General features: G+C 74.0%; 21 protein-coding genes. 6 read left to right on the forward strand and 15 right to left on the reverse strand.

Features of this window, described 5'->3' with window-relative positions; translation table 11 throughout:
* Positions 1 to 142 precede the first annotated feature (142 nt).
* Positions 143 to 1,195, reverse strand: a complete 1,053-nt coding sequence (locus tag IE295_RS07170) for a hypothetical protein (protein WP_190062657.1) — start codon at positions 1,193 to 1,195, stop codon at positions 143 to 145.
* A gap of 83 nt (positions 1,196 to 1,278) precedes the next feature.
* Between IE295_RS07170 and IE295_RS07175 the strand changes: the two genes are divergently transcribed.
* Positions 1,279 to 1,725, forward strand: coding sequence for a MarR family winged helix-turn-helix transcriptional regulator (locus IE295_RS07175; protein WP_190062658.1), 447 nt, complete (start codon positions 1,279 to 1,281; stop codon positions 1,723 to 1,725).
* A 4-nt stretch (positions 1,726 to 1,729) separates the two neighbouring features.
* On the opposite strand, the gene IE295_RS07180 is transcribed toward IE295_RS07175, so the two are convergent.
* The 4 genes from IE295_RS07180 to IE295_RS07195 form a co-directional block, all read right to left on the reverse strand.
* Entirely contained in the window at positions 1,730 to 2,437 is a 708-nt protein-coding gene (locus IE295_RS07180) for a response regulator (protein ID WP_190062659.1), read from the reverse strand.
* 171 nt (positions 2,438 to 2,608) lie between these two features.
* A complete protein-coding gene (locus IE295_RS07185) occupies positions 2,609 to 3,442 on the reverse strand; it encodes an ABC transporter permease subunit (protein ID WP_190062660.1) in 834 nt (277 codons plus the stop codon).
* Positions 3,439 to 4,395: an ABC transporter ATP-binding protein gene (locus tag IE295_RS07190; protein ID WP_190062661.1), complete on the reverse strand. Its 957-nt coding sequence runs from the start codon at positions 4,393 to 4,395 to the stop codon at positions 3,439 to 3,441. Before IE295_RS07190 ends, IE295_RS07185 begins: the two co-directional genes overlap by 4 nt.
* A 77-nt stretch (positions 4,396 to 4,472) precedes the next feature.
* A complete protein-coding gene (locus tag IE295_RS07195; protein ID WP_190062662.1) occupies positions 4,473 to 5,495 on the reverse strand; it encodes a zinc-dependent alcohol dehydrogenase family protein in 1,023 nt (340 codons plus the stop codon).
* Positions 5,496 to 5,918: 423 nt separating this feature from the next.
* Between IE295_RS07195 and IE295_RS07200 the strand changes: the two genes are divergently transcribed.
* On the forward strand, positions 5,919 to 6,833 hold the full coding sequence (locus tag IE295_RS07200) for a universal stress protein (protein ID WP_190062663.1): 915 nt from the start codon (positions 5,919 to 5,921) through the stop codon (positions 6,831 to 6,833).
* A gap of 66 nt (positions 6,834 to 6,899) precedes the next feature.
* Here the strand turns inward: IE295_RS07200 and gad are convergent, their stop codons facing one another.
* Both gad and IE295_RS07210 read right to left on the reverse strand, forming a co-directional pair.
* Complete coding sequence (gene gad, locus IE295_RS07205; RefSeq protein ID WP_190062664.1) at positions 6,900 to 8,315, reverse strand: glutamate decarboxylase; 1,416 nt, start codon at positions 8,313 to 8,315, stop codon at positions 6,900 to 6,902.
* A 12-nt stretch (positions 8,316 to 8,327) separates the two neighbouring features.
* Complete coding sequence (locus IE295_RS07210) at positions 8,328 to 9,047, reverse strand: oxygen-binding di-iron domain-containing protein (protein ID WP_190062665.1); 720 nt, start codon at positions 9,045 to 9,047, stop codon at positions 8,328 to 8,330.
* Between the two features lie 207 nt (positions 9,048 to 9,254).
* On the opposite strand from IE295_RS07210, the gene IE295_RS07215 reads away from it, so the two are divergent.
* Positions 9,255 to 10,670: an erythromycin esterase family protein gene (locus tag IE295_RS07215; protein ID WP_190062666.1), complete on the forward strand. Its 1,416-nt coding sequence runs from the start codon at positions 9,255 to 9,257 to the stop codon at positions 10,668 to 10,670.
* Between the two features lie 73 nt (positions 10,671 to 10,743).
* Here the strand turns inward: IE295_RS07215 and IE295_RS07220 are convergent, their stop codons facing one another.
* The 8 genes from IE295_RS07220 to IE295_RS07255 all read right to left on the reverse strand — a co-directional run bounded on the left by IE295_RS07220 (position 10,744) and on the right by IE295_RS07255 (position 17,186).
* A complete protein-coding gene (locus tag IE295_RS07220; RefSeq protein WP_190062667.1) occupies positions 10,744 to 11,388 on the reverse strand; it encodes a 50S ribosomal protein L25/general stress protein Ctc in 645 nt (214 codons plus the stop codon).
* A gap of 143 nt (positions 11,389 to 11,531) precedes the next feature.
* Positions 11,532 to 12,389 carry a geranyl diphosphate 2-C-methyltransferase gene (locus tag IE295_RS07225; protein WP_190062668.1) on the reverse strand — a complete coding sequence of 286 codons (858 nt, stop codon included), beginning with the start codon at positions 12,387 to 12,389 and terminating at the stop codon, positions 11,532 to 11,534.
* A 193-nt stretch (positions 12,390 to 12,582) separates the two neighbouring features.
* On the reverse strand, positions 12,583 to 14,103 hold the full coding sequence (locus IE295_RS07230; RefSeq protein WP_224323155.1) for a hypothetical protein: 1,521 nt from the start codon (positions 14,101 to 14,103) through the stop codon (positions 12,583 to 12,585).
* 85 nt (positions 14,104 to 14,188) lie between these two features.
* Positions 14,189 to 14,860 (reverse strand): hypothetical protein, encoded by a 672-nt coding sequence (locus tag IE295_RS07235; protein ID WP_190062669.1) that lies wholly within the window; start codon positions 14,858 to 14,860, stop codon positions 14,189 to 14,191.
* A gap of 166 nt (positions 14,861 to 15,026) precedes the next feature.
* Positions 15,027 to 15,401 carry a hypothetical protein gene (locus IE295_RS07240; RefSeq protein WP_190062670.1) on the reverse strand — a complete coding sequence of 125 codons (375 nt, stop codon included), beginning with the start codon at positions 15,399 to 15,401 and terminating at the stop codon, positions 15,027 to 15,029.
* 102 nt (positions 15,402 to 15,503) lie between these two features.
* A complete protein-coding gene (locus tag IE295_RS07245) occupies positions 15,504 to 15,896 on the reverse strand; it encodes a roadblock/LC7 domain-containing protein (protein WP_224323156.1) in 393 nt (130 codons plus the stop codon).
* 97 nt (positions 15,897 to 15,993) lie between these two features.
* Positions 15,994 to 16,806: a transcriptional regulator gene (locus IE295_RS07250; protein ID WP_190062672.1), complete on the reverse strand. Its 813-nt coding sequence runs from the start codon at positions 16,804 to 16,806 to the stop codon at positions 15,994 to 15,996.
* Positions 16,803 to 17,186: a hypothetical protein gene (locus tag IE295_RS07255; protein WP_190062673.1), complete on the reverse strand. Its 384-nt coding sequence runs from the start codon at positions 17,184 to 17,186 to the stop codon at positions 16,803 to 16,805. Before IE295_RS07255 ends, IE295_RS07250 begins: the two co-directional genes overlap by 4 nt.
* Positions 17,187 to 17,481: 295 nt before the next feature.
* Here IE295_RS07255 and IE295_RS07260 point away from each other — a divergent pair, with 295 nt between their 5' ends.
* From IE295_RS07260 to IE295_RS07270, 3 genes are all read left to right on the forward strand, one after another.
* Entirely contained in the window at positions 17,482 to 18,705 is a 1,224-nt protein-coding gene (locus tag IE295_RS07260) for a DUF418 domain-containing protein (protein WP_190062674.1), read from the forward strand.
* Between the two features lie 234 nt (positions 18,706 to 18,939).
* Positions 18,940 to 19,680 carry a hypothetical protein gene (locus IE295_RS07265; RefSeq protein ID WP_190062675.1) on the forward strand — a complete coding sequence of 247 codons (741 nt, stop codon included), beginning with the start codon at positions 18,940 to 18,942 and terminating at the stop codon, positions 19,678 to 19,680.
* Between the two features lie 16 nt (positions 19,681 to 19,696).
* Positions 19,697 to 19,876, forward strand: a complete 180-nt coding sequence (locus tag IE295_RS07270; RefSeq protein ID WP_190062676.1) for a hypothetical protein — start codon at positions 19,697 to 19,699, stop codon at positions 19,874 to 19,876.
* Positions 19,877 to 19,954 lie beyond the last annotated feature (78 nt).

The following is a 19,954-nucleotide window of genomic DNA, read 5'->3' on the forward strand; positions in this document are numbered from 1 at the left end:
TGATCATCAGGTCCGGGCGTGCCACGGGGGTGCCCGTCCGGGCTCATGGCTCGGGTCACCGCGCCCGTCGCCGGGTGCGGTGCCCGGGCCACCGCCATGAGGAGGGGAGGCGGTGGACCGGGCTCGGCCCGATCCCGGGGCGTCACACCCCGACGGCCTCCTCCATCTCCTCTTCGGCCTCCTCGGCCCGGGTTCCGGCCGCGGGGACGGCGGCCGCGGCGGGCCGCGTGGCGCGCCGCTTCTCGACGGCCCAGGCGGCCGCGATCGTCACCGCGCCCACGGCGAGCCACACGGCCAGCGTCGTCACGTTCCGGCCGAGGCCGGAGTGGCCGAAGTAGACGAGGGAGCGCACGCCCTCGACGAATCCGGCACCGTTCCAGAAGGAGTGGAGGGCGGCGAAGAAGCCGTTCTGCAGCTCGGGGCGGTAGACCCCGCCCGCGCTGGTGAAGTTGAGCATCACGAACAACACCATCACGCCCAGCGTGGTCCAGCGCTTGAGGAAGGTGTGCAGACCGGTGCCGACGAGCAGGATGCCCGCCGAGTACAGCCACGCCATCCCCCACAGCCCCCACAGACCGTGGTCGACCAGGTGGAAGACCGGGCCGGCGAAGGCGGCGCCGAGCACGGCGACCACCAGCGACATGCCCGCCGCCAGCACCGCCCGCAGCCGCATCGGCAGCGCCGCGCCCGCGCCGCCTATGACGGCCACGGAGGCGTACGAACCGATGCTGAGCGCGACGAGCAGGAAGAAGACGCCCTGGCCGGTCGGGTCGCCCTCGGCCGGCGGCACGATGTCGGTCACCTTCAGGGGCGCGCCCTGCTTCGCGGCCACGGGGGTGAAGACCTTCTGCACCGCCATCGCCGTGGTGTCCGAGCCGGCGGAGGCCACCAGCAGCTCCGGGTGGCGCCGGTCCGGGACGTACGCCCCGAAGACGTCGCGGTGCTCGAGCCGGCGGACGGCCTCCGCCCGGTCGGCGACGGTCCGTACGGCGAGGCGGCCGTCCGCCTTGTCGTCGATGGTCTGTGCCAGCACCCGGGCGCCAGGGGCCTCCCCGACCACCGCGACGGGCAGCTGGTGCGGCGAGGGGTGGGCGAACGCGCCCAGGTAGGCGAGCCCCATCCCGACGCACATCAGCAGGGGGGTGAGCAGATGGGTCAGCACGTGGCGCAGCGCGCCGCCGGTGGCGGGTTTCATCGGCGCCCTTCCTCAGATAGTTGGTAAATGCAACTCTTTCTTCAAGTTGTACTATACAACTACATGGCCGAAAGGAAACCCCCGTGCCCCCTCGTGACGCGTCCGTGGAGACCATCCAGCGCGAGCTGACCGCCTTCGCCCGCCGCGCCCGGGCCGCCGCCGCCCGGATGCACCCGGAGCTCTCGCTCGTCTCCTTCACCCTGCTCGCCCACCTCGAGGACCGGCGGGGCTGCCGGGCGACCGACCTCGCGGCGCACTACCTGCTCGACAAGTCGACGGTGAGCCGGCAGATCGCCACCCTCGAGCGCCTCGGGCTCGTCGAGCGCCGCCTCGACCCCGACGACCACCGCGTCCAGGTGCTGCACCTGACCGACGCCGGTGCCGCGAGTCTCGCCCAGGTCGCCGCCAGCCGGCTGGCGGCCTTCCAGGAGCGCCTCGCCGACTGGGACGAGGACGACCTCGCCCGCTTCGCCGGCTACCTCCTGCGCTACAACGAGGGCTACGAGGGCCAGGCGGGCCAGGAGGGCTAGGAGGCTACGAACCGGCCGCCGGGCGGTAGGGGCCGGCATGGGTGGCCAGGACGGCCGCCTGGATGCGCCGCTCGACGCCGAGCTTGGCGAGCATGCGGGAGATGTGGTTCTTGACCGTCTTCTCGGACAGGAACAGCCGCTGGGCGATCTGCCGGTTGGTGAGCCCCTCACCGATGAGGGCGAGGACGTCGTGCTCGCGCGGGGAGAGCACGGCCAGGCGCTCGTCCTCCGGCCCCGGGGCGTCCTCCTCCGGCTCGCCGCCGCCGCGCAGGCTGTTCATCAGCCGGGTGGTGGTCTCCGGGTCGAGCATGGACTGGCCGGCGGCGACCGTACGGATCGCGGCGACGAGGTCCGAGCCCTTGATCTGCTTGAGGACGTAACCGGCCGCCCCGGCCATGATCGCGTCGAGGAGCGCATCGTCGTCGTCGAAGGAGGTCAGCATCAGGCACGCCAGGCCCGGCATGCGTGAGCGCAGCTCGCGGCAGACCGTGATGCCGTCGCCGTCGGGCAGCCGGACGTCCAGCACGGCCACGTCGGGCCGCAGGGCGGGGCCCCGGGTCAGGGCGTGGTCGGTGGTGCCGGCCTCGCCGACGACCGTGATGTCGTCCTCGCCGTCCAGCAGGTCATGGATGCCCCGCCGGACGACCTCGTGGTCGTCCAGCAGGAACACCCGGATCGGCCGTTCCTGGGAGAACGTCCTTGACTGGTCCACTACCGCTCCCTGTCGACGGTCCGCGCGGTCGACGATCCGCACGCACGCGCTTCCACGCTTATTCGATCATGGTCCATCGGCGGGGCGTCACGCCATGGGCCGAACGGCCCCGGCTCCCCGTCGGCGCGCACCCGGCACGGATCCGCCCGGGCCCCGGCGCGTTCCCGGTGCTCACGGCGCGAGGTCGCGGCGCGCGAGGAGCGCGAACGCCAGGGCGATCCCGAGCGTTCCGACGCCCGCCAGCACGCCGAACGACCCCCACGGGACCGCGCCGTGGGCCAGCACGTCGGCCGGCGCGTAATAGTGGAACGGGCTGACGAAGCGCAGCGGCGCCGCCGCCTCCCAGGCCAGCGCGACGAAGTTCACGGCGAACCCGACCGCCCCGACCGCGATCGTCGCGCCCACCACCCTCGCCCGGTGCCGGCCCGCCGCGGACACGGCCAGGGCCGGGCCCGTCACGCACAGCGCGAAGGCCCAGCCCATCAGCCCGGCGGCGAACACCCCGCCCAGCGGCACCGCCTCGCGCAGCCGCGGCGACAGCGCCACCCCCGTGGCCACGGTCAGCGTCGCCGCGGTGTTGAGCAGCGCGGACACCACCAGGAGCGCCGCCGTGCGCTCGGCCAGCAGCCGGGTGCGCGACAGCGGACGGGCCATCAGCAGCTCGATCGTGCCGGACTCCACGTCGGCGGCGACCGCCGCCGCGGCGAGCGAGCCGACCGCGGTGAGCTGCAGGGCGATCCAGAACGGGTGGACCAGGCCCGCGCCGAGCAGCCCCGGATAGCTGGCGATCGACACCTCGCCGCTGGTTCCGCTGAAGGCCCTGAAGACGGCGGGCGGCCGCCGCCCGCCGGCCGAGAAGAACGTCGTGGGCGGCACGGTGTCGACGATCACCACGATGAGGGTCTCGAAGACGACCATGCCGAGCAGCAGCGCCACCAGCATCCGCCGGCGGCGCAGCAGCGCCAGCCACAAGAGCGGGAAGCCGCGCCCGCTGCCGCCGTTCACGGCCGCTCCTCCCGCCGGACGTCCTGTCCGGACACGTCCGGCCGTACGCCGGGCGCGTCGCGGTAGAGGTCCAGGAACGCCTCCTCCAGCCCCGCCTCCTCGACGGTCAGGTCGGTCACGGGCAGGGTCAGCAGGTCACGCAGCGCGGCCACCACCTCGTGCGGCGGGATCAGCAGTTCGACGCGGTCGTCCTCCCAGCGCGGCGACCACCGCTCGGCCCCGGGGAGCGGCCGGCGTCCGCGACCGTCGGAGAAGGTCAGCCGCACCCTGCGGGCCCGGGCCTCGCGCAGCGCCGCCACCGACCGCACGGTCACCAGGTGTCCTTTGCGTACGATCGCCACCCGCCCGCAGCTGCGCTGGACCTCGGGCAGGACGTGACTGGAGAGCAGCACCGTGCGGCCGGCCGCCGCGGCCTCGGCCAGCAGCTCGTAGAACGTCTCCTGGACCAGCGGGTCCAGGCCCTCGGTCGGCTCGTCCAGCACGACCAGCTCCGGGTCGTGCTGCAGGGCCTGGACCAGGCCCAGCTTCTGCTTGGTCCCGTGCGAGTACGCGGCGACCGGCCGCCCGAGGTCGCCGGAGGACAGCCGCAGGCGCTCGCAGAGTTCCGCGCGGCGCGGGGTGGGGGCGCGGCTCAGGCGCGCCAGCAGGTCCAGCGTCCGGGCGCCGGTCAGCTCGGGGTACAGACGCAGCTCGCCGGGCAGGTAGCCCAGCGCGGGGGCGAGCGCGCGGTGGTCGGCGACCGGGTCGAGCCCCAGCACCCGCACGCGGCCCGCGGTCGGCTTCAGCAGCCCCACCAGGCACCGCAGGGTCGTCGTCTTGCCCGCCCCGTTCGGGCCCAGGAAGCCGAACACCTCGCCCGTGCCGACCGTGATGTCGAGCCGTTCGACGCCCACGGTCCGGCCGTAACGCTTGGTCAGCGAGCTGATCTCGATGGCGGGTCCGGTGGCACGCATCCAAAGCTCCTCTCGCCGGACGGGCGGTGGGACGCCGACGGGACACCGACGGGACGCCGGCCGCGGGTGTCGGCGGATCAGTGGTCCGCCACCAGCACCGCCGCCCCCGTGACGTGGCCGCCCGCCAGGTCCGCGAGGGCCTCGTCGGCCCGGCTCATCCGGTACGGCCGCACATGGACGACCGGGGGGTGCCGGGCCGCCTCGGCGAGGTAGGCCCGGCCGTCCGCCCGGGTGTTGGCGGTGACACTGCGCACCGTGCGTTCCTGGAACAGATGCCGCTGGTACGTCAGGGCCGGGATGTCGCTGAGGTGGATGCCCGCCACCGCGAGCGTGCCGCCGCGGTCGAGGGCCTCGAGCGCCACCGGCACGAGGTCGCCGACGGGGGCGAAGAGGATCGCCGCGTCCAGCGGCTCGGGCGGCGCGTCGCGGGCGTCGCCCGCCGAGGCCGCGCCGAGCTCCAGGGCCAGGCGCCGGGCTCCCTCGCCCCGGGTGAGTACGTGGACGGTGGCGCCCCGGGCCGCGGCCAGCTGGGCGGTCAGGTGGGCGGAGGCTCCGAAGCCGTAGAGGCCGAGCCTGCCGCCGGGCGGCAGCTGGGCCCGCTCCAGCGCCCGGTAGCCGATGATGCCCGCGCACAGCAGCGGCGCCAGCTCCTCGTCCGCCGGGCCCTCCGGCAGCCGGTAGACGAAGCGGGCGTCGGCCACCATGTGGTCCGCGTAGCCGCCGTGGACGTCCCAGCCGGTGTAGCGGGAGGCGGGGCACAGGTTCTCCCGGCCCGCCAGGCAGTACCGGCAGCGGCCGCAGGTCAGCGCGAGCCAGGCGGCGCCGACCCGGTCGCCGGGCGCGAAGCCCTGGGCGTCCGGTCCGCACGCCACCACCCGGCCCACGATCTCGTGGCCGGGGGTGCACCCCGGCAGGCGCGGCGGCAGGTCGCCCTCCGCGAGGTGGAGGTCCGTACGGCACACGCCGCACGCGCGCACCTCGAGCAGCAGTTCCGTGCCGCCCGGCGCGGCCGGGGCGCGGCGCACGCGGCGCAGCGGGTGCTCGGGCGCCGGGGCCGGGTGGTCGACCACCCAGGCCGTGCCGGCCTCACGCGTGGTCATCGCGCTCACCTCCGCTCGCTGTCTCCACCGTGCGCCGGAGGAGGACGCGGGGCAACGCACGGGACGGGGGAGCCGGGTGCGACGCCGGACGACGCACGTGAGCGAGGGCAGCGAGGGGAACCGGGAAAGGGCCAGGTGTCCCTCCGCCGGTGACCGCCCGGCCCATGCGCGCGCCGCCCGCCCGCCGCGAGGCTGGGAGCAGCCCGGCCGGACACCCGTCCCGCGCCCGTCCCCGGCCGGGCTCCCGCCGGGGCCGCCGGGCCGGCCGGAGCCGGAACGCCGAGGGCGCGCTCCGGCGGCCCGGCGGGATACGACGTGCCGGGCCGACACTGGAAGCAGGACCTTCCCGGCCCCGGCCCGGCCCGGCACGGACCGGGGCCCGGGCCCGGTGACGAGGCACCGAGACGGACGGAGGCGGTCGCGATGGAGCCCGCACCCATCACCGCGGGACTGGACGGCTCGGCCGAGAGCCTGGCCGCCGCCCACTGGGCCGCGGCGGAGGCGGCCCGGCGCGGGCTCGCCCTGCGCCTGCTCCACGCCTGGATCCTCCACGTCCCCGAGCCGGCGGACGTCCCGCCCGAGCGGGACCGCGACTACTGGGCGAAGCGCATCGTGCACGCCGCGCACGCCGAGGTCCGCGCCCGGTTCCCGGCCCTGGACGTCACCGAGGACATCGTGGCGGACGAACCCGGCGCGGCCCTGCTGAAGGCGGCGGAGGCCTCGGCCATGGTCGTCCTCGGCTCGCGCGGCCTGGACCGCCTCGAGAGCTTCTTCCTCGGCGACGTCGGACTCCACGTCGCCGGGAGGGCCGAGCGGCCGGTGGTGCTCGTACGGACCGGCATGGGCTCGCGCCCCCGGCACCCCGCCCCCGCCGCCTCTCCCACCGGCTCTTCCGCCGGGTCACCCGCCGGCGGCGGAGGCGTCGTCCTGGGACTCGGCCTGCGCCGCCCGGCGCACGACCTGCTCGACTTCGCGTTCGACGCCGCCGCCGCGCGCGGGGTGCCCCTGCGCGTGCTGCACGGCCGCCCGCTGCCCGTCCAGGCGTACGCGCCCTGGGGCGTGGACCCCGAGGTCGCCCAGGAGATCACCGAGCACGCGGAGCTGGAGGTCGCACAGGCGCTGCGGCCGTGGCGCGAGAGGCACCCGGACGTCACCGTGATCGACGCCGTCAGCCTGGAGAGCCCCGCCAAGGCCGTCGTCCGCGCGGCCGGGGGAGCCGACCTCCTGGTCGTCGGCCGCCGCCGGCACCGCCCGGCGCTCGTCCCCCGCCTCAGCGCGGTGGCCCAGGCGTGCGTGCACCACGCCCCGTGCCCGGTCGTGGTGGTGCCGCACGACTGACGCCCCTGACCGATCGCCAACCTGACCGATCGCCAAGAAGTGCGGTGCGGACGGGCGCGCCCGGCGTCAGTGGTGGAACGCCGTCACCGGCCGCTCGGGCCGGGCCGGCGGGGCGGGCTGCGCGCGCAGCTCGGGCAGCAGGGCGGTGAGGTCGGCCAGCAGCAGGTCCGCCAGGTCGCGGGAGAAGCCGTTGCGGCAGACGATGCGCAGGACCGACAGGTCCTCCCGGTTCGGCGGGAACGTGTAGGCGGGCACCAGCCAGCCGCGCTCGCGCAGGCGGCGCGAGACGTCGAAGACGTCGAAGTTCGTCACCCCGTCGGCGGTGGTGAAGGCGAACACCGGCAGCTGGTCGCCGTGCGTGAGCAGCCGGAAGTCGCCCAGGGCGCCGATGCGTTCGGCGAGGCCGCGGGCCACGTCGCGGGCGTTGCGCTGCACGGCCCGGAAGCCCTCGCGGCCCAGGCGCAGGAAGGTGTAGTACTGCGCCGCCACCTGGGCGCCGGGACGCGAGAAGTTCAGGGCGAACGTCGGCATGTCGCCGCCCAGGTAGTTGACGCGGAAGACCAGCTCCTCCGGCAGTGCGGCCCGGTCCCGCCACAGCGCCCAGCCCACACCGGGGTAGACCAGGCCGTACTTGTGCCCGGAGGTGTTGACCGACGCCACGCGCGGCAGCCGGAAGTCCCACACCAGGTCCTCGTCGAGGAACGGCGCGATCATCGCGCCGGAGGCGCCGTCCACATGGACCGGGACGTCCAGGCCGGTGCGTTCCTGGAGGTCGTCCAGGGCCGCGCAGACGTCGGCGACCGGTTCGTAGGACCCGTCGAAGGTGGAGCCGAGGACGGTGACGACGCCGATGGTGTTCTCGTCGCACAGGCCGGCGGCGGCTTGGGGGTCGAGGTGGAAGCGGTCGCCCTCCAGGGGGACCTGGCGCGCCTCGACCTCCCAGAAGTTGCAGAACTTCTCCCAGCAGACCTGGACGTTCGCGCCCATCACCAGGTTGGGCCGGACGCCGGCCGACGGGTAGCGGCCGGCGTTGGCGAGCGCCCAGCGGCGCTTGAAGGCCAGGCCCGCGAGCATGCAGGCCTCGCTCGAGCCGGTGGTCGAACACCCCACGGCGGCGGCCGGGTCGGGGGCGTGCCACAGGTCGGCGAGCATCGTCACACAGCGCTGTTCCAGCTCGGCGGTGCGCGGGTACTCGTCCTTGTCGATCATGTTCTTGTCGCGGCACTCGGCCAGCAGCACCGCCGCCTGCGGCTCCATCCACGTGGTGACGAACGTGGCGAGGTTGAGCCGGGCGTTGCCGTCGAGCATCAGCTCGTCGTGGACGAACTGGTAGGCGGCGTGCGGCGGCATCGGTCCGTCGGGCAGGCAGTGGCGCGGCGGCTCGGCCGCCATGTCCGACAGCGGATCGGCCGCGCCGTAGAAGGGGTTGAGCGAGTAGCCGCGCCGGCCGGGACCGCCGTGCTCGCCCTGGTGCAGCGTCATCGCGCCGCCTCCTCAGCCGTCCTGGGAACGGGCGAACCGCTCGGCGTAGCCGGTGGCCAGTTCGCGCAGCGCCGTGCCGCAGTCGCCCGCGTACGCGGGGCCGTGCATCAGGCCCAGCGTGGTGGGTTCCAGATCGGCCAGCCGCCGCATGGCGGGCGCCGTGCCGGCCGTCAGACAGGTCGCGCCGAAGACGTCCTCGGCCGCGAGCGCCGGGCCGACGATCTCCCGCTCGGTCAGCGCCGGCGCGTCCCCGATCGCGGTGAAGAGGTCACCGCACAGGAGGGTGCCGGTCGTCTCCTCGTACAGCAGCCCCGCGTCCCAGCCGTGCGGCACGTGCGGGGTCTCCAGGCGCCGCACCCGCTTGCCGCCGAGGTCGATCACCTCGCCGTCGTCCAGGGGCACCGGCTGCCGGTCGGACAGGTCGTTCACCGACACCAGGCACCCCGTCGCGCCGTGCGCGACCTTCGCCCGGGGGGCCGCGGCCACCCACTCGTTCAGCGAACCGCACTCGTCGGCCTCGACGTGGCCGAAGGTGATCCAGCCCAGTCGCTCGACGGGCGTCACCCGGCCGACGGCCTCGGACACCAGCGGGAAGAGCGCCCTGAGCCCGCAGTGGAACAGCAGCGGTTCCTCGGCGTCGACGAGGAACTGGTTGAACATGAAGTCGGCGTCGGGGATGTACGTCGACAGCCGGTAGATGTCCGGCGCGATCTCCGTGACCTGGGTCTCCACCGGCACCGTCCTCGCCCTGATCCCGTGCCCGTCCGCAGTGGGCGCACCCACCACTGTGACCCAGGCCGCCGGGGGCGCCCGGCCAACACGCCGGTGCCGACCCGCCGGTGCCGGCGGGGTGGGGCCGCCCGGGTGGGGCCGGCCCCACCCCGTCAGGGGGGAGCGCCGGATGGCGGCCGCGGCCGCCCGGCCGGAACCATGAACGGCATGGCACACAAGGCACCTCACCTCCGGCAGCGCCACCGCGCGTCGTCGGCACTGGCCGCGCTGCTGCTGTGCGCGGGCGTCTCCGCCACCGCCGTCGCGCAACCTGCCGCCGCTTCCCCGGCCGCCGCCCGGCCGGCCGCGTCCGCGGCGGAGCAGGGCGCCGCCGATCCCGTGGCGGCCCTCACCCGCGCCGCGTACCCGCTGCGCACCACCGAACCGGGCGGCGACCTGCGGGACCTGCGGCCGCTGGGCCGGATGATCGGCGACGCCGGCGTGGTCGGCCTGGGCGAGGCCACCCACAGCTCGCACGAGTTCTTCACCAACAAGCACCGCGTCCTGCGCTACCTCGTCGAGGAGAAGGGCTTCACCGCCTTCGCCCTCGAGGCGCCGTGGAGCACCGGGCTGCGCATCGACGACTACGTCGTGCACGGCAAGGGGGACCCGCAGCAGATCATGAAGGAGGAGTTCCAGCGCGACTACGGCTTCTGGAACACCCGGGAGTACCTGGACCTCATCAAGTGGATGAGGCAGTACAACATCCACCACGAGAAGAAGGTCCACTTCGTCGGCGACGACATCGGCCACGCCGGGCCGCGGGTCTTCGACGAGGTCACCCGCTACGTCGCCGAACACCACCCCGGCCTGCGGGCCCGCTTCGCGGAGCTCTACCGGGGGCAGCGCCCGGCGGACGGCACGAGCGTCGGTGACCGCATGAAGGCCCTCCTCCAGCGGCCCCTGGCCGAGCGGAAGGACATGGCCGACCGGTCCCGCCGGGCGCTCGAGCTGCTGAGCGCGCAGCGGCCGGCCGCCGGCCGTGCGCAGTTCGACCTCGCCGTGCAGCACGCGCGGAACATCGCGCAGGTCGCCGGCCAGTACGCCTACGACCTGAACGACACCGCCGACGTCACCCGGGCCATGCTCTACCGCGACGAGCAGATGGCCGCCAACGTCGCCTGGTGGCGGGAGCACACGGGCGGCAAGGTCCTGCTCTCCGCGCACAACGCGCACGTGGCCTACGTGAGCGACGACGAGAGGTACCCCAAGGTGCAGGGCGCCTTCCTGCGGGACCGGCTCGGCAAGGACTACGTCAACGTCCGGCTGACCTTCGACGCCGGTTCGTTCAACGCGACGACCGACCCGGAGGAGACGAAGATCGAGGTCTGCACGGTCGGCTCCGCCGGACCCGGCAGCAACGAACACACCCTGGACCGGGTGCCGTACCGCGACTACGTCCTCGACATGCGCACCGCCCCCGCCGCGGCCCGCGCCTGGCTGAACGTGGCACGGCCGACCCGCAACATCGGCACGGCCTACCCCGAACCGCTGTACCGGACGGCGCTCGCGCCCTCGTACGACGTCCTCATCCACCTGCACCGCGTCACGGCGGCCCGGCTGCTGCCCGGCGCCACCGGCTGACCGCGCGGGACCGCCCCGGCTCCGTGCCGGGGCGGTCCCGCGGATCGTCGCGTGGGGAGGAGCCGAGGGCGTCTCAGCTCTCGGCGCCCTCCTCGGCGGGCGCCTCCTGCTCGGCCTCGGCGGGGGCTCCCTCCGCGGCCTCCTCCTCGGCCTCTTCCTCCTCCTCGGGCAGCGGCTCGGTCTGGGCGGTGACGACCTGCAGGAGAGCGGTGCTCCCGTCGACCGCCAGGGTGCAGCCGCGCGGCAGTTCGATGTCCTCGGCGCGTACGGTGTGACCGGCCTCGAGGCCCTCGATGGAGACGGTGAATCCCTCGGGGATATGCGTCGCCTCGGCCTCGACGGGCACCGCGTTGAGCATGTGTTCGAGCAGGTTTCCGCCCGGTGCGAGTTCCCCTTCGGTGTGCACCGGCACTTCCACGGTGACTTTCTCGCCCTTCTTCACGGCGAGGAAATCCACATGGATGAGAAAGCCCTTGAGCGGGTCGCGCTGGACGGCCTTGGGAATGACGAGTTCGCCCTTCCCCTCGACGTCCAGGCGGAGGAGGACGTTCGGCGTCTTGAGGGCCATCATCAGCGCGTGGCCGTCGAGCGCCACGTGTTTCGGCTCGGCGCCGTGACCGTAGATGACACCGGGAACCCGGTTCTCCCGGCGGGTGCGGCGCGCCGCACCCTTGCCGAAGTCGGTACGCTTACTGGCACTCAGCTTTACCTCGGCCATGACGGCACTCCTCGGATTTCGGACAACTCCGCGAGAGTGTATCCAGCCCGGGAAGCCGGACAGCCCGTCATTACTCCGTTCGGCCCAGCCGTAATGTCGCGGGCATTTCCGGACGCCGACGGAATTGTGTGCCGCGGCGCGCGCTAGACGCGGTCGGCGGCGATGAGCAGGTACTGGAAGGCCCCCTCGGCGTAGGCGGTCAGGAAGGTCTCCTCGATCCCGGTGCGCACGGGCGAACGGGCGCGCAGCTCCCAGTAGGGGACCGCCTGGGGGGTCAGGTCGACGACCTCCACGGGCGCGAGGCCGTGGGCGGCCAGCGCCTGGAAGTAGTCGCCGCGGGAGTGGACGCCGCAGATGTAGTGGCGGTCGATGCGGGCCACGGCCGGCGACCGCCGCCCGTGGGCGTCGTTGGCGCAGCCGGTGACGCACACATAGCGGCCGCCGAGGGGCAGCAGGCGGGCGAACTCCCGGAAGAGGGCGGCCAGGTCGACGTACATCGTCGTCTCGTTGGTCCACGCGGCCCGGAAGTACCCGTCGGGGAAGCCGGTGTTGAGCATGTTGCGGTGGTGGAAGCACACCTGGCCCCGGCACCCCCGCTCGCGGGACTGGTGGTTGGAGAAGTCGACCTGGTGGTCGGAGAGCGACACGCCGTCCACCCGGCACCCGAAGCGCTCGTGGGCCATGAAGCTCGTGCCGCCGCGGCCCGATCCGGCGTCCAGCAGCCGGTCCTCGGGCCGGATGTCGCCGAGGCGGTCGAGCAGGGCGTCGGCCTGCGCCGTCTCCAGCCGGTGCAGCTCGTCGAGGACGCGGTCGTCGCGGGTCTCGGGCGGCTCGTCGAGCACGGCCGGGTCGTAGGGGCCGAGGCCGTAGTGGTGGTGGTAGAGGTCGCCGGCCTCGCCGAGGAGCACGTCGGCGCGGCGGGCCCGGCCCGGGACCCACCAGGGGGCGGCGGCCGGGCGGGGCCCCGAGGGGCCGCGCTGTTCCTTCCGGGGGATGTCCATGCCGATGTTCGCTTTCTCTGTTTCGCCAATGAATTTCCGCTTCGCCCCGGTACTTCCTCCACTGCACACCACCCCGGTGATCCGCCGGGAGGCGCACTGCGGGGTGAACGGGCGTACCCGGTGCATTCTGTGAAGGCCCTGTGCGCCCGCACGCCCCGCCCGGCCGCCCCACCCGTGCTCCGGCCGGGCCGCCTCAGCGGGCGGCGCCCGCCTCGGGCCGCGGCGAGAGGAAGACGCGGGATCCGGCGGCGGTCCCGGGCAGCGACGGCAGCGGCTCGGAGCGCCAGCCGCGGGCGTACGCGGGTACGGGCCGGCCCCCGTCCACCAGCACCGCCACCGGCTGCCGGCGGGCCGTCCCCAGCAGCTCCGGCACGGTGATGCTGCCGTCGTGCCCGCTCGTCTGACGGGAGGAGCAGCCCGCCCGGAATGCGACGCGCACGGCCTCCGGCCCGGTGACGACGCACGGCGGGCGCACGCCCTGGCGGCGCAGCACGGCCACGACGCGGTCGATGGCGTCGTGGGTGGCGCCGCTGCGGGCCACGGCCCTCTCGAGGACCTTGTACTGGACCGCGACGTGCCCGAGCAGCGCGCACGCGAGGGCCGCGGCGACCGGCCACCGCCACCGCCGCCGCGGGGCCGTGACCACCGTGCACAGGAACAGCGCCACGGGCAGGGCCAGCAGGGCGTAGGAGGGGAGCAGGAAGCGGGGCGCGGCGTAGTCGATCAGCTGGTACGGGACCGCCAGGCTCAGCCCGACGAGGACGGGGGGCAGCACGACGGCGAGGCGGCGGGTGCGGGCCGCCGCCACCAGCCCGCCGGCCGCCAGGACCGGGAGGGCGAACCACCAGGCGGCGGTGACGGGGTGACGCCACGGCACGTCGCAGGGCCGGCACAGCGACCGGCCCTCGAGCGCGCGGACGTGGTCGTCCAGGGCCAGGTGGGCGCCCATGCCGCCCTGGATCTCGGCCGCCCGGTGCAGGCGCGTCGCGAGGCCGCCGTAACGGACGTACGCCTCGAGCACCCACTCGGCGCCGCCGAGCGCCGCGCCCGCCAGCAGGGCGGCCAGTACGGCGGGGCGCCGCCAGTCCCGTACGCACACCGCGGCGGCGGCCAGCGGCGCGACCAGCGCCAGGGCGTCGCCCGGCCGCATGAGGGCGGTGGCCGCCACGGCGGCCGCGAGGCCGGCCGGGGCGCGCCGGTCGCCGGGGTCGCGCACGGCGCGCAGGAAGCAGCCCGTGGCGCACAGGGCGCCGTAGGCCACCCAGAGGTTGGGCATGGCCAGCGGACCGTAGAAGAGGGTGATCCACAGGCCGGCGAAGAGCGCGCCCGCGGCCGCGAGCACGTGCGGCGGGAGCAGCCGCCGCCAGACCCACAGGGAGAGGAGGAGCCCGCAGCCGGAGAGCACGGACAGCCAGATCCGCAGGGCCGTGGTGGAGGCCGTCAGCGCGGCCACGGGAGCGACGAGGAGGGTGATGCCCCGGGCGCGGGGCGCGCTGAAGAACGCGGCGGGGGCGTGCGGGCCGACCTGGCTGATGTACACCGTCTCGTCCCAGCCGAGGCCGACGCCGGGCACGACCAGGACGAGCTGGGCGAGGGTGTACGCGGCGGCGACGGCCACGAGCCACGGCAGGGCCGGGTCGGCGCCCGGTCCACGGCCCGCCGGGATCGTGCCCCGGCGGCCGACCGGGCCGGGAGCCAGGCGTGCTGACCTCATGGGGCCACGATCGGGCGGCCGGGCCCGGCCCGCGACACGGGCCGGGCAGTCGGCCGAACGACCGGGGGAACCCGGGCCGGGCGGGTCAGCCCAGCAGCGACTGGAGCAGGCCCGAGACGGTGGAGGTCAGACCTCCGACGACGCTGCCCACGGAGTTGACGAGCGGGCCGACGAGGTTGGTCACGGAGCCGAGCAGGCCGTTGGAGCCGTTCCTGCCGGGGCCGTCGCGGTCGTCGTGGCGGTCGTGGCGTTCCCGGCCGTGGTCCCGGTCCTGGCCGTGGTCCCGGTCCCGGCCGTGGTCGTCGTCGTGATCGCGGTCGTGCTCGGCGCGGGCCTTGGCGAGGCGGGCCATGGCCGCGACGGCGCCGGTGGTCGCGGTGGTGACCGCGTCGACGTCCGGCCGCTCGGCGGCGGCCTGCCGCGCCAGGCCGGCGCGGGCCCCGCCCAGCTCGCCGAGGTGGCTCTCGAGCGCCGCGCAGTACCCGTCGCGCTTCGCGTCCGGTGCCCGCCCGGCCCGGCACTCGGCCACGGCCGCGGTGGCCTGCTTGCCGATGACGTTGTCGTCGATGGCCTTGACCCCTTCGCCGGCGGCCTTGCGCAACGCCTCGGGGGCCGGCGGGCGGGCGACGCGGGCACCGGGCGAGCCGGGCGGGGGAGAGGCCGGCCCGGCCGTGGCCGTGGGGCCGGCCACGCCCAGGACGAGCGCACCGCACACGGCGCCGGTGACGAGGAGACGGGATCTTCGGGAGGCACTCATGGACGTACTCCTTCGAGCGGGGCATCTTCACGATCACCCTGCGGCGGGGGTGGTGTCCCCGCAATCCGGAGGAGTCTGACCGGGCGCCAGATGACGTGAAGTCAGGTGACGTCGCGTCCGGCGGGCGGTTTGTCGACAAGTCAATGTCCCGCCCGCCGGGACGGGTTCACACCTCCAGGTCGGCCTCGATGCGCCGGAGCTGGTGGCGGGCCATCGCGAGGTTGGCGCGCTTGCCGTCGAGGACGAGGTAGAGGAACAGCCCCTGTCCGCCGCGGCCGGTCAGCAGCCTGATCAGGTGGTACTGGCTGCCGAGGGTGATGAGGATGTCCTCGATGGAGTCCTGGATGTTGAGCATCTCCATGGCCCTCAACTTGGCCCGCACGACATCGGTGTTGCCCGCGGCGGCGACGTTGAGGTCGAGCGACTGGGATCCCCCGAGGGTGCCGAGGGCCATCCCGCTGCCGTAGTCGACGAGGGCCACGCCGAGAGCTCCGTCGATCGAGCTCATCGCGTCCTTGAGGGCCGTTTCGGTGTTCGCCATGAGAATTCCGCTTCCGTAGAGGGTCGGTAGAAGAGTCGGTAGAGGGCTTGGTTTGTGGTGGTGTCGATGTGTCGACGATGGCCGGCCGCGGCCGGCCGGCCGTCACAGCCGGCCCGGGCGCTCCAGTGCCTCCCCGGCCAGGGCGGCGATGCGCGCGCCCGTCCGGCGCGCCTCCAGGTTGAGCCGGCCCACGTTGGCGTCGGCCGAGGCCAGCAGGGTCAGCACGCAGGAGTTCCCGGCCGCGTAGGTGGCGACGTAGCCGCGCTCGCCGCTGACGATCAGCTCGCGGAAGCCGCCGTGGCCCACGGCGTCCGTCAGCCGTGCGCCGACGCCCAGCGCGGCGGCCGTGAGCGCGGCCACCGGGTCCGGTTCCATCTCCGTGACGAGATGCGCGATCACCAGCCCGTCCGTGCTCGCCACCATCGCACCCGTCAGGTGCGGTACCCGGACACGTAACCCCTGGAGCTCGGCGAGCACCTCGGGTGCGGGGGTCATCGGCTGTCTCCTTCCGGCGAACTGTCTCAAAGCGCGCCTCATCATGAGATCGGTGGGACCTGACCGGTGCGCGGCACGGTCACGGGGCGGAGAGGGGTCACAGGGCCTCCAAGGCGTCACGGATCCGGTAGAGGAGCGAGACCTCCACGGCGGCGGCCGGTGCCGGGCCGGGCAGCGGCGTACGCGCCCGCGGGCCGCCCTCCGCGGGGGCGCCCGGCGCCGGGGTGCGGACCAGGCCGGCGGCCGCCAGCCGCCGGACGTCGAGGAGGGTGGCGAAGGCCGAGCGGCCCAGCGCGCGGGCGATCTGCACGGGCGTGCGCACCCCGTCGGCCGCCTCCAGGACCGCCCGCCGCCCGCACGTCGGCCCCGCGCCGGACGCCCCGGACGGCACGGCCCCGGGAACGGGCACCACCGGCGCGGTGTCCACCTCGGGCCATGGCCAGGCCCGCCGCAGCAGGTCCCCGCGCCGGCACAGCTCCCGCTGCAGGAGCGGCACGGGCACCGGGCGGACCGGCCCGAGCCAGTGCCGCGCCTCCTTCAGGAAGCGCTCCGGGGCGCGCTGGGAGCGGTCGGGCGGGGACAGGACGAAGTACGCGGCGTCGAAGAGGGCGCTCAGGTGGCACAGTTCCAGCTCGCCGCGGCTGAGCCGGCCGTGCTCGACCAGGAAGCGGCCCGCCCGGTAGTCGGGTCCGCCCTCCGCGACGGCCTCCTCCCATGCCTCCGCCGACAGCCGGCCGCCCGCCGTCAGCCGCCGGCCGACGTCGGGGACCACGGGGCTCTCGGCGTGCACCACGGCGCCGTCGGCGAGGTAGAGCGCTCCGGCGTGGCCGTGCAGCGCGCCCGTCGCCCCCTCGGCGGCCAGCCGGGCCAGCGGGGTGCTCGCGAGGTCCGTGCCCGGGGCGATGGTCATGCCAGTACCAGCCGTGCCGTCAGGTCCTTGAGCCGGAACAGCGCCACCGCGAGATTGGCCTCGGCGCGATCCAGCCAGAGATAGAGGAAGACGCTGCTGTCGAAGGCGGTCTCCACGAAGCGGATCAGGTGGTAGCTGCCGCGTGCCGTGACGACCAGGTCCTCCACCGGCCCGGCGGCGCGGCCGGCGCGGGTGAACGCGCCGTTCTCGAAGGCGAGTCTCGCCAGTTCCGCGGCGTCGGCCGCCGCCGCCTCGTGGTCGCCGTCCGGCCCCTCGCCCACCGCCCCCAAGGTGAGCCCGCTGGTCCAGTCCACGAGGCCGGCGCCCCGGGCCCCGGGAATGGTCATGGCCTCGGCTAAGCACCCGTCGATACCGGTCACACGATCCTCTCCAGTTGCGCGGCGATCAGGGGACGCCGCGACTTCCGTACGGGTGTCGATCACCAGTGGCGTGTCGCCTGCGACGGAAGGTAATCGAAAAGGGCAGCGTGTGGCGAGGGTTTGGCATTTTCTCTCGGCACATGTGGAGGTCCGGCGGCGGCTCAGGATGGCCGGATTCCGCCTGCACTACATCGAAGGATGTAGGCCCGTTTCATCTCTGCATACGAGGTCTTATGCCCTATGCGCGATCGACGATGAAGGGAAACGACCAACAACGATCGCTTCGGAGGTTCCCATGTCGGACACGGTACGGCCGGCTTCCGGAAGCCCGGCCGAGACCATCGCGGGGCCGCGCCCCGCCGCTCCGGCGGGGCGGCTTCCGCTCCTGGACGTGCTGCGCGGCGCGGCGATCCTCGGCACGCTCATGACCAACGTCTGGATCTTCGCCGCCCCGGGGGCGGAATGGGGCATCCTCGAGGGCGGCGCGGACGGCTCGTCACTGCGCCGCCTGTTCTCCGAGCCCTCCCTGCCCCTGGCCGCCGAGAGCGTCTTCCGCTTCCTCGCCGACGGCAAGTTCCTGGCCATGCTCACCATGCTCTTCGGGGTGGGCCTGGCCATCCAGTTCGGCTCCGCCGCCCGGCGCGGACAGCCGTGGCCCGGCCGCTACCCCCGGCGGGCGCTGTTCCTCTTCGCCGAGGGAACGCTCCACTTCGTCCTGGTCTTCGCATGGGACGTCCTCATGGGGTACGCGGTCACCGCGCTCCTGGTGGCCTGGCTGCTCACCCGGACCGAACGGTTCCGGCGGGTGGTGATGTGGACGGCGGCATCGCTGCACCTCGCGTTCATGTCCCTGGTCACGCTGGGGGCGGCGGCCTCGTCCGGCTCCGGAGGGGGCGACGGGCCCGACCGGAGCGTGGTGGACCTGTACGCCGACGGCGGCTACCCGGACCAGATCCTCTTCCGCCTGAGCAACGCCGGCGTCCTGCGCATGGAGCCGGTGCTCTCCTTCGGGCTGCTGGTCTTCCTCTTCCTGCTCGGCGTGCGGCTGTTCCGCGCTGGCGCCTTCGGCCCCGACGCCACCGGGCGGCGCCTGCGCGCCCGCCTGCTCGGCTGGGGCCTGGGCCTCGGCCTGCCGCTGAACCTCGCCGTCTCCCTGGCCGGGCCGGACTTCTTCCTCCTGAGCCGCTACGTGGCCGCCCCCGTCCTGGCCCTCGGCTACCTCGGCCTCATCGGCGTGCTGACGGACCGCCTGCGCGGCGGCGGTCCGCTCACGACGGGCCTGACGTCGGTGGGCCGCACCGCGCTGTCCTGCTACGTCACCCAGAACGTGCTGTGCGCGCTCGCCTCCTACGGCATCGGCCTCGGCCTGGCGGCCCGCCTCGACGGCAGCGGACCGTGGTGGGTGATGGGCATGTGGGCGGTGACCTGCCTGCTGCTGATGGCCGGTTCGACCCTGTGGCTGCGCCGATTCTCCACCGGCCCGCTGGAGGCGGTGCAGAAGTGGGCGCTGCGGAGGTGACGGGGTCGCGCCCCACCCCTCCTCTCCTGCTCCTTCGCGCCGGCGGGCCCAACTCCGCGCCCCCTCGGCCGACTTGACGGGAGGCGTAAGAGGAACCGGAGGCCGGCCACTTGATACTCAGAACTCTCTCAAATCACTTGTCCCCCGCTCCGGCCCCCCTGCAGGATCTCTCCCGTGGGCCGGGGACCCCCAACAGCCCATGACACGTGACCCATTGGGGGACGGGGAGAAGAAGTGAACCGTCGAACCGCCGTCAGAGCCATAGCCACCCTGGGTACCGCCGCGATCCTCGCGGGAGGCACCGCCACCGCCGCCACCGCCGCCACGGACGCCGGCTCCGGTGCCGCCCGCAGCGCGAAGACGGCCACGCCGGCCGCCTACATCAGCTACCTCGGCACCTCGCACGAGGAGGGCGCCGCGCAGACCCTGAAGGACTTCAAGGGCCTGTCGACCGCCAAGCAGCAGAAGTACCTGGACTACCTCAACGACCCCAAGGCGCTCAAGGCCCTCCTGAAGGAGGCGGACAAGCCGGGTGCCGCCGCGCGCTCGACCTCGCTGTACAAGGGCGACGTCGTCCTCGAGGGCAAGCACACGGCCACCTTCCGCCCCGACGCGCGGAACGAGGTGCTGGCCAAGGGCAAGCTGTCCAGGGGCACGTGGGAGACCACGTACACCGTCTCGCAGAAGATCTTCGGCGTCACGGTGACCAAGCTGAAGGTGTGGGTGAACTACTACACCGACGGCAACAAGATCCGTAAGGTCAACTTCGCCGACGGCGCCAAGCGGAACTTCAACGCCGCCGTTTCCATCTCCATGAGTGTGCCCAAGGCGTGGCAGTCGGGCTCGTATGCCTACGGTTCCGTCAACTGGGAAGGCAGCATCATCTACAAGGGCTTCGGCATCCAGATCGACAAGCGCCAGCAGGTCTGGGCCAACGAGTACGGTTACCAGGGCGGGTACCTGAAGAACATCTGACCTTGAGGGAGGCCGCATGACCATGTCCGCCAAGACGGTCATCACCGCACTGACCGTGATCCTCGCAGCCCTCGTGGCCCTCGCCGTCGCCGGAATCGCGCTCTTCGCGTCCGGGGACGACGGCGGCAGCGGCGGCGACCGCAAGATGGGCGGGGCACCTGTGGTCTCCGTCGTCGAGGAAGGAGCCGCGGTATGAGGCAGCTGTCCGCCACTCCCCGCCAGAAGGTGACGATCGCGGTGCTGGCCGTGCTGATCGTCCTCATCCTCAACGGCA

Source organism: Streptomyces griseocarneus (genome assembly GCF_014655595.1).
Taxonomy (GTDB): Bacteria; Actinomycetota; Actinomycetes; order Streptomycetales; family Streptomycetaceae; genus Streptomyces; species Streptomyces griseocarneus.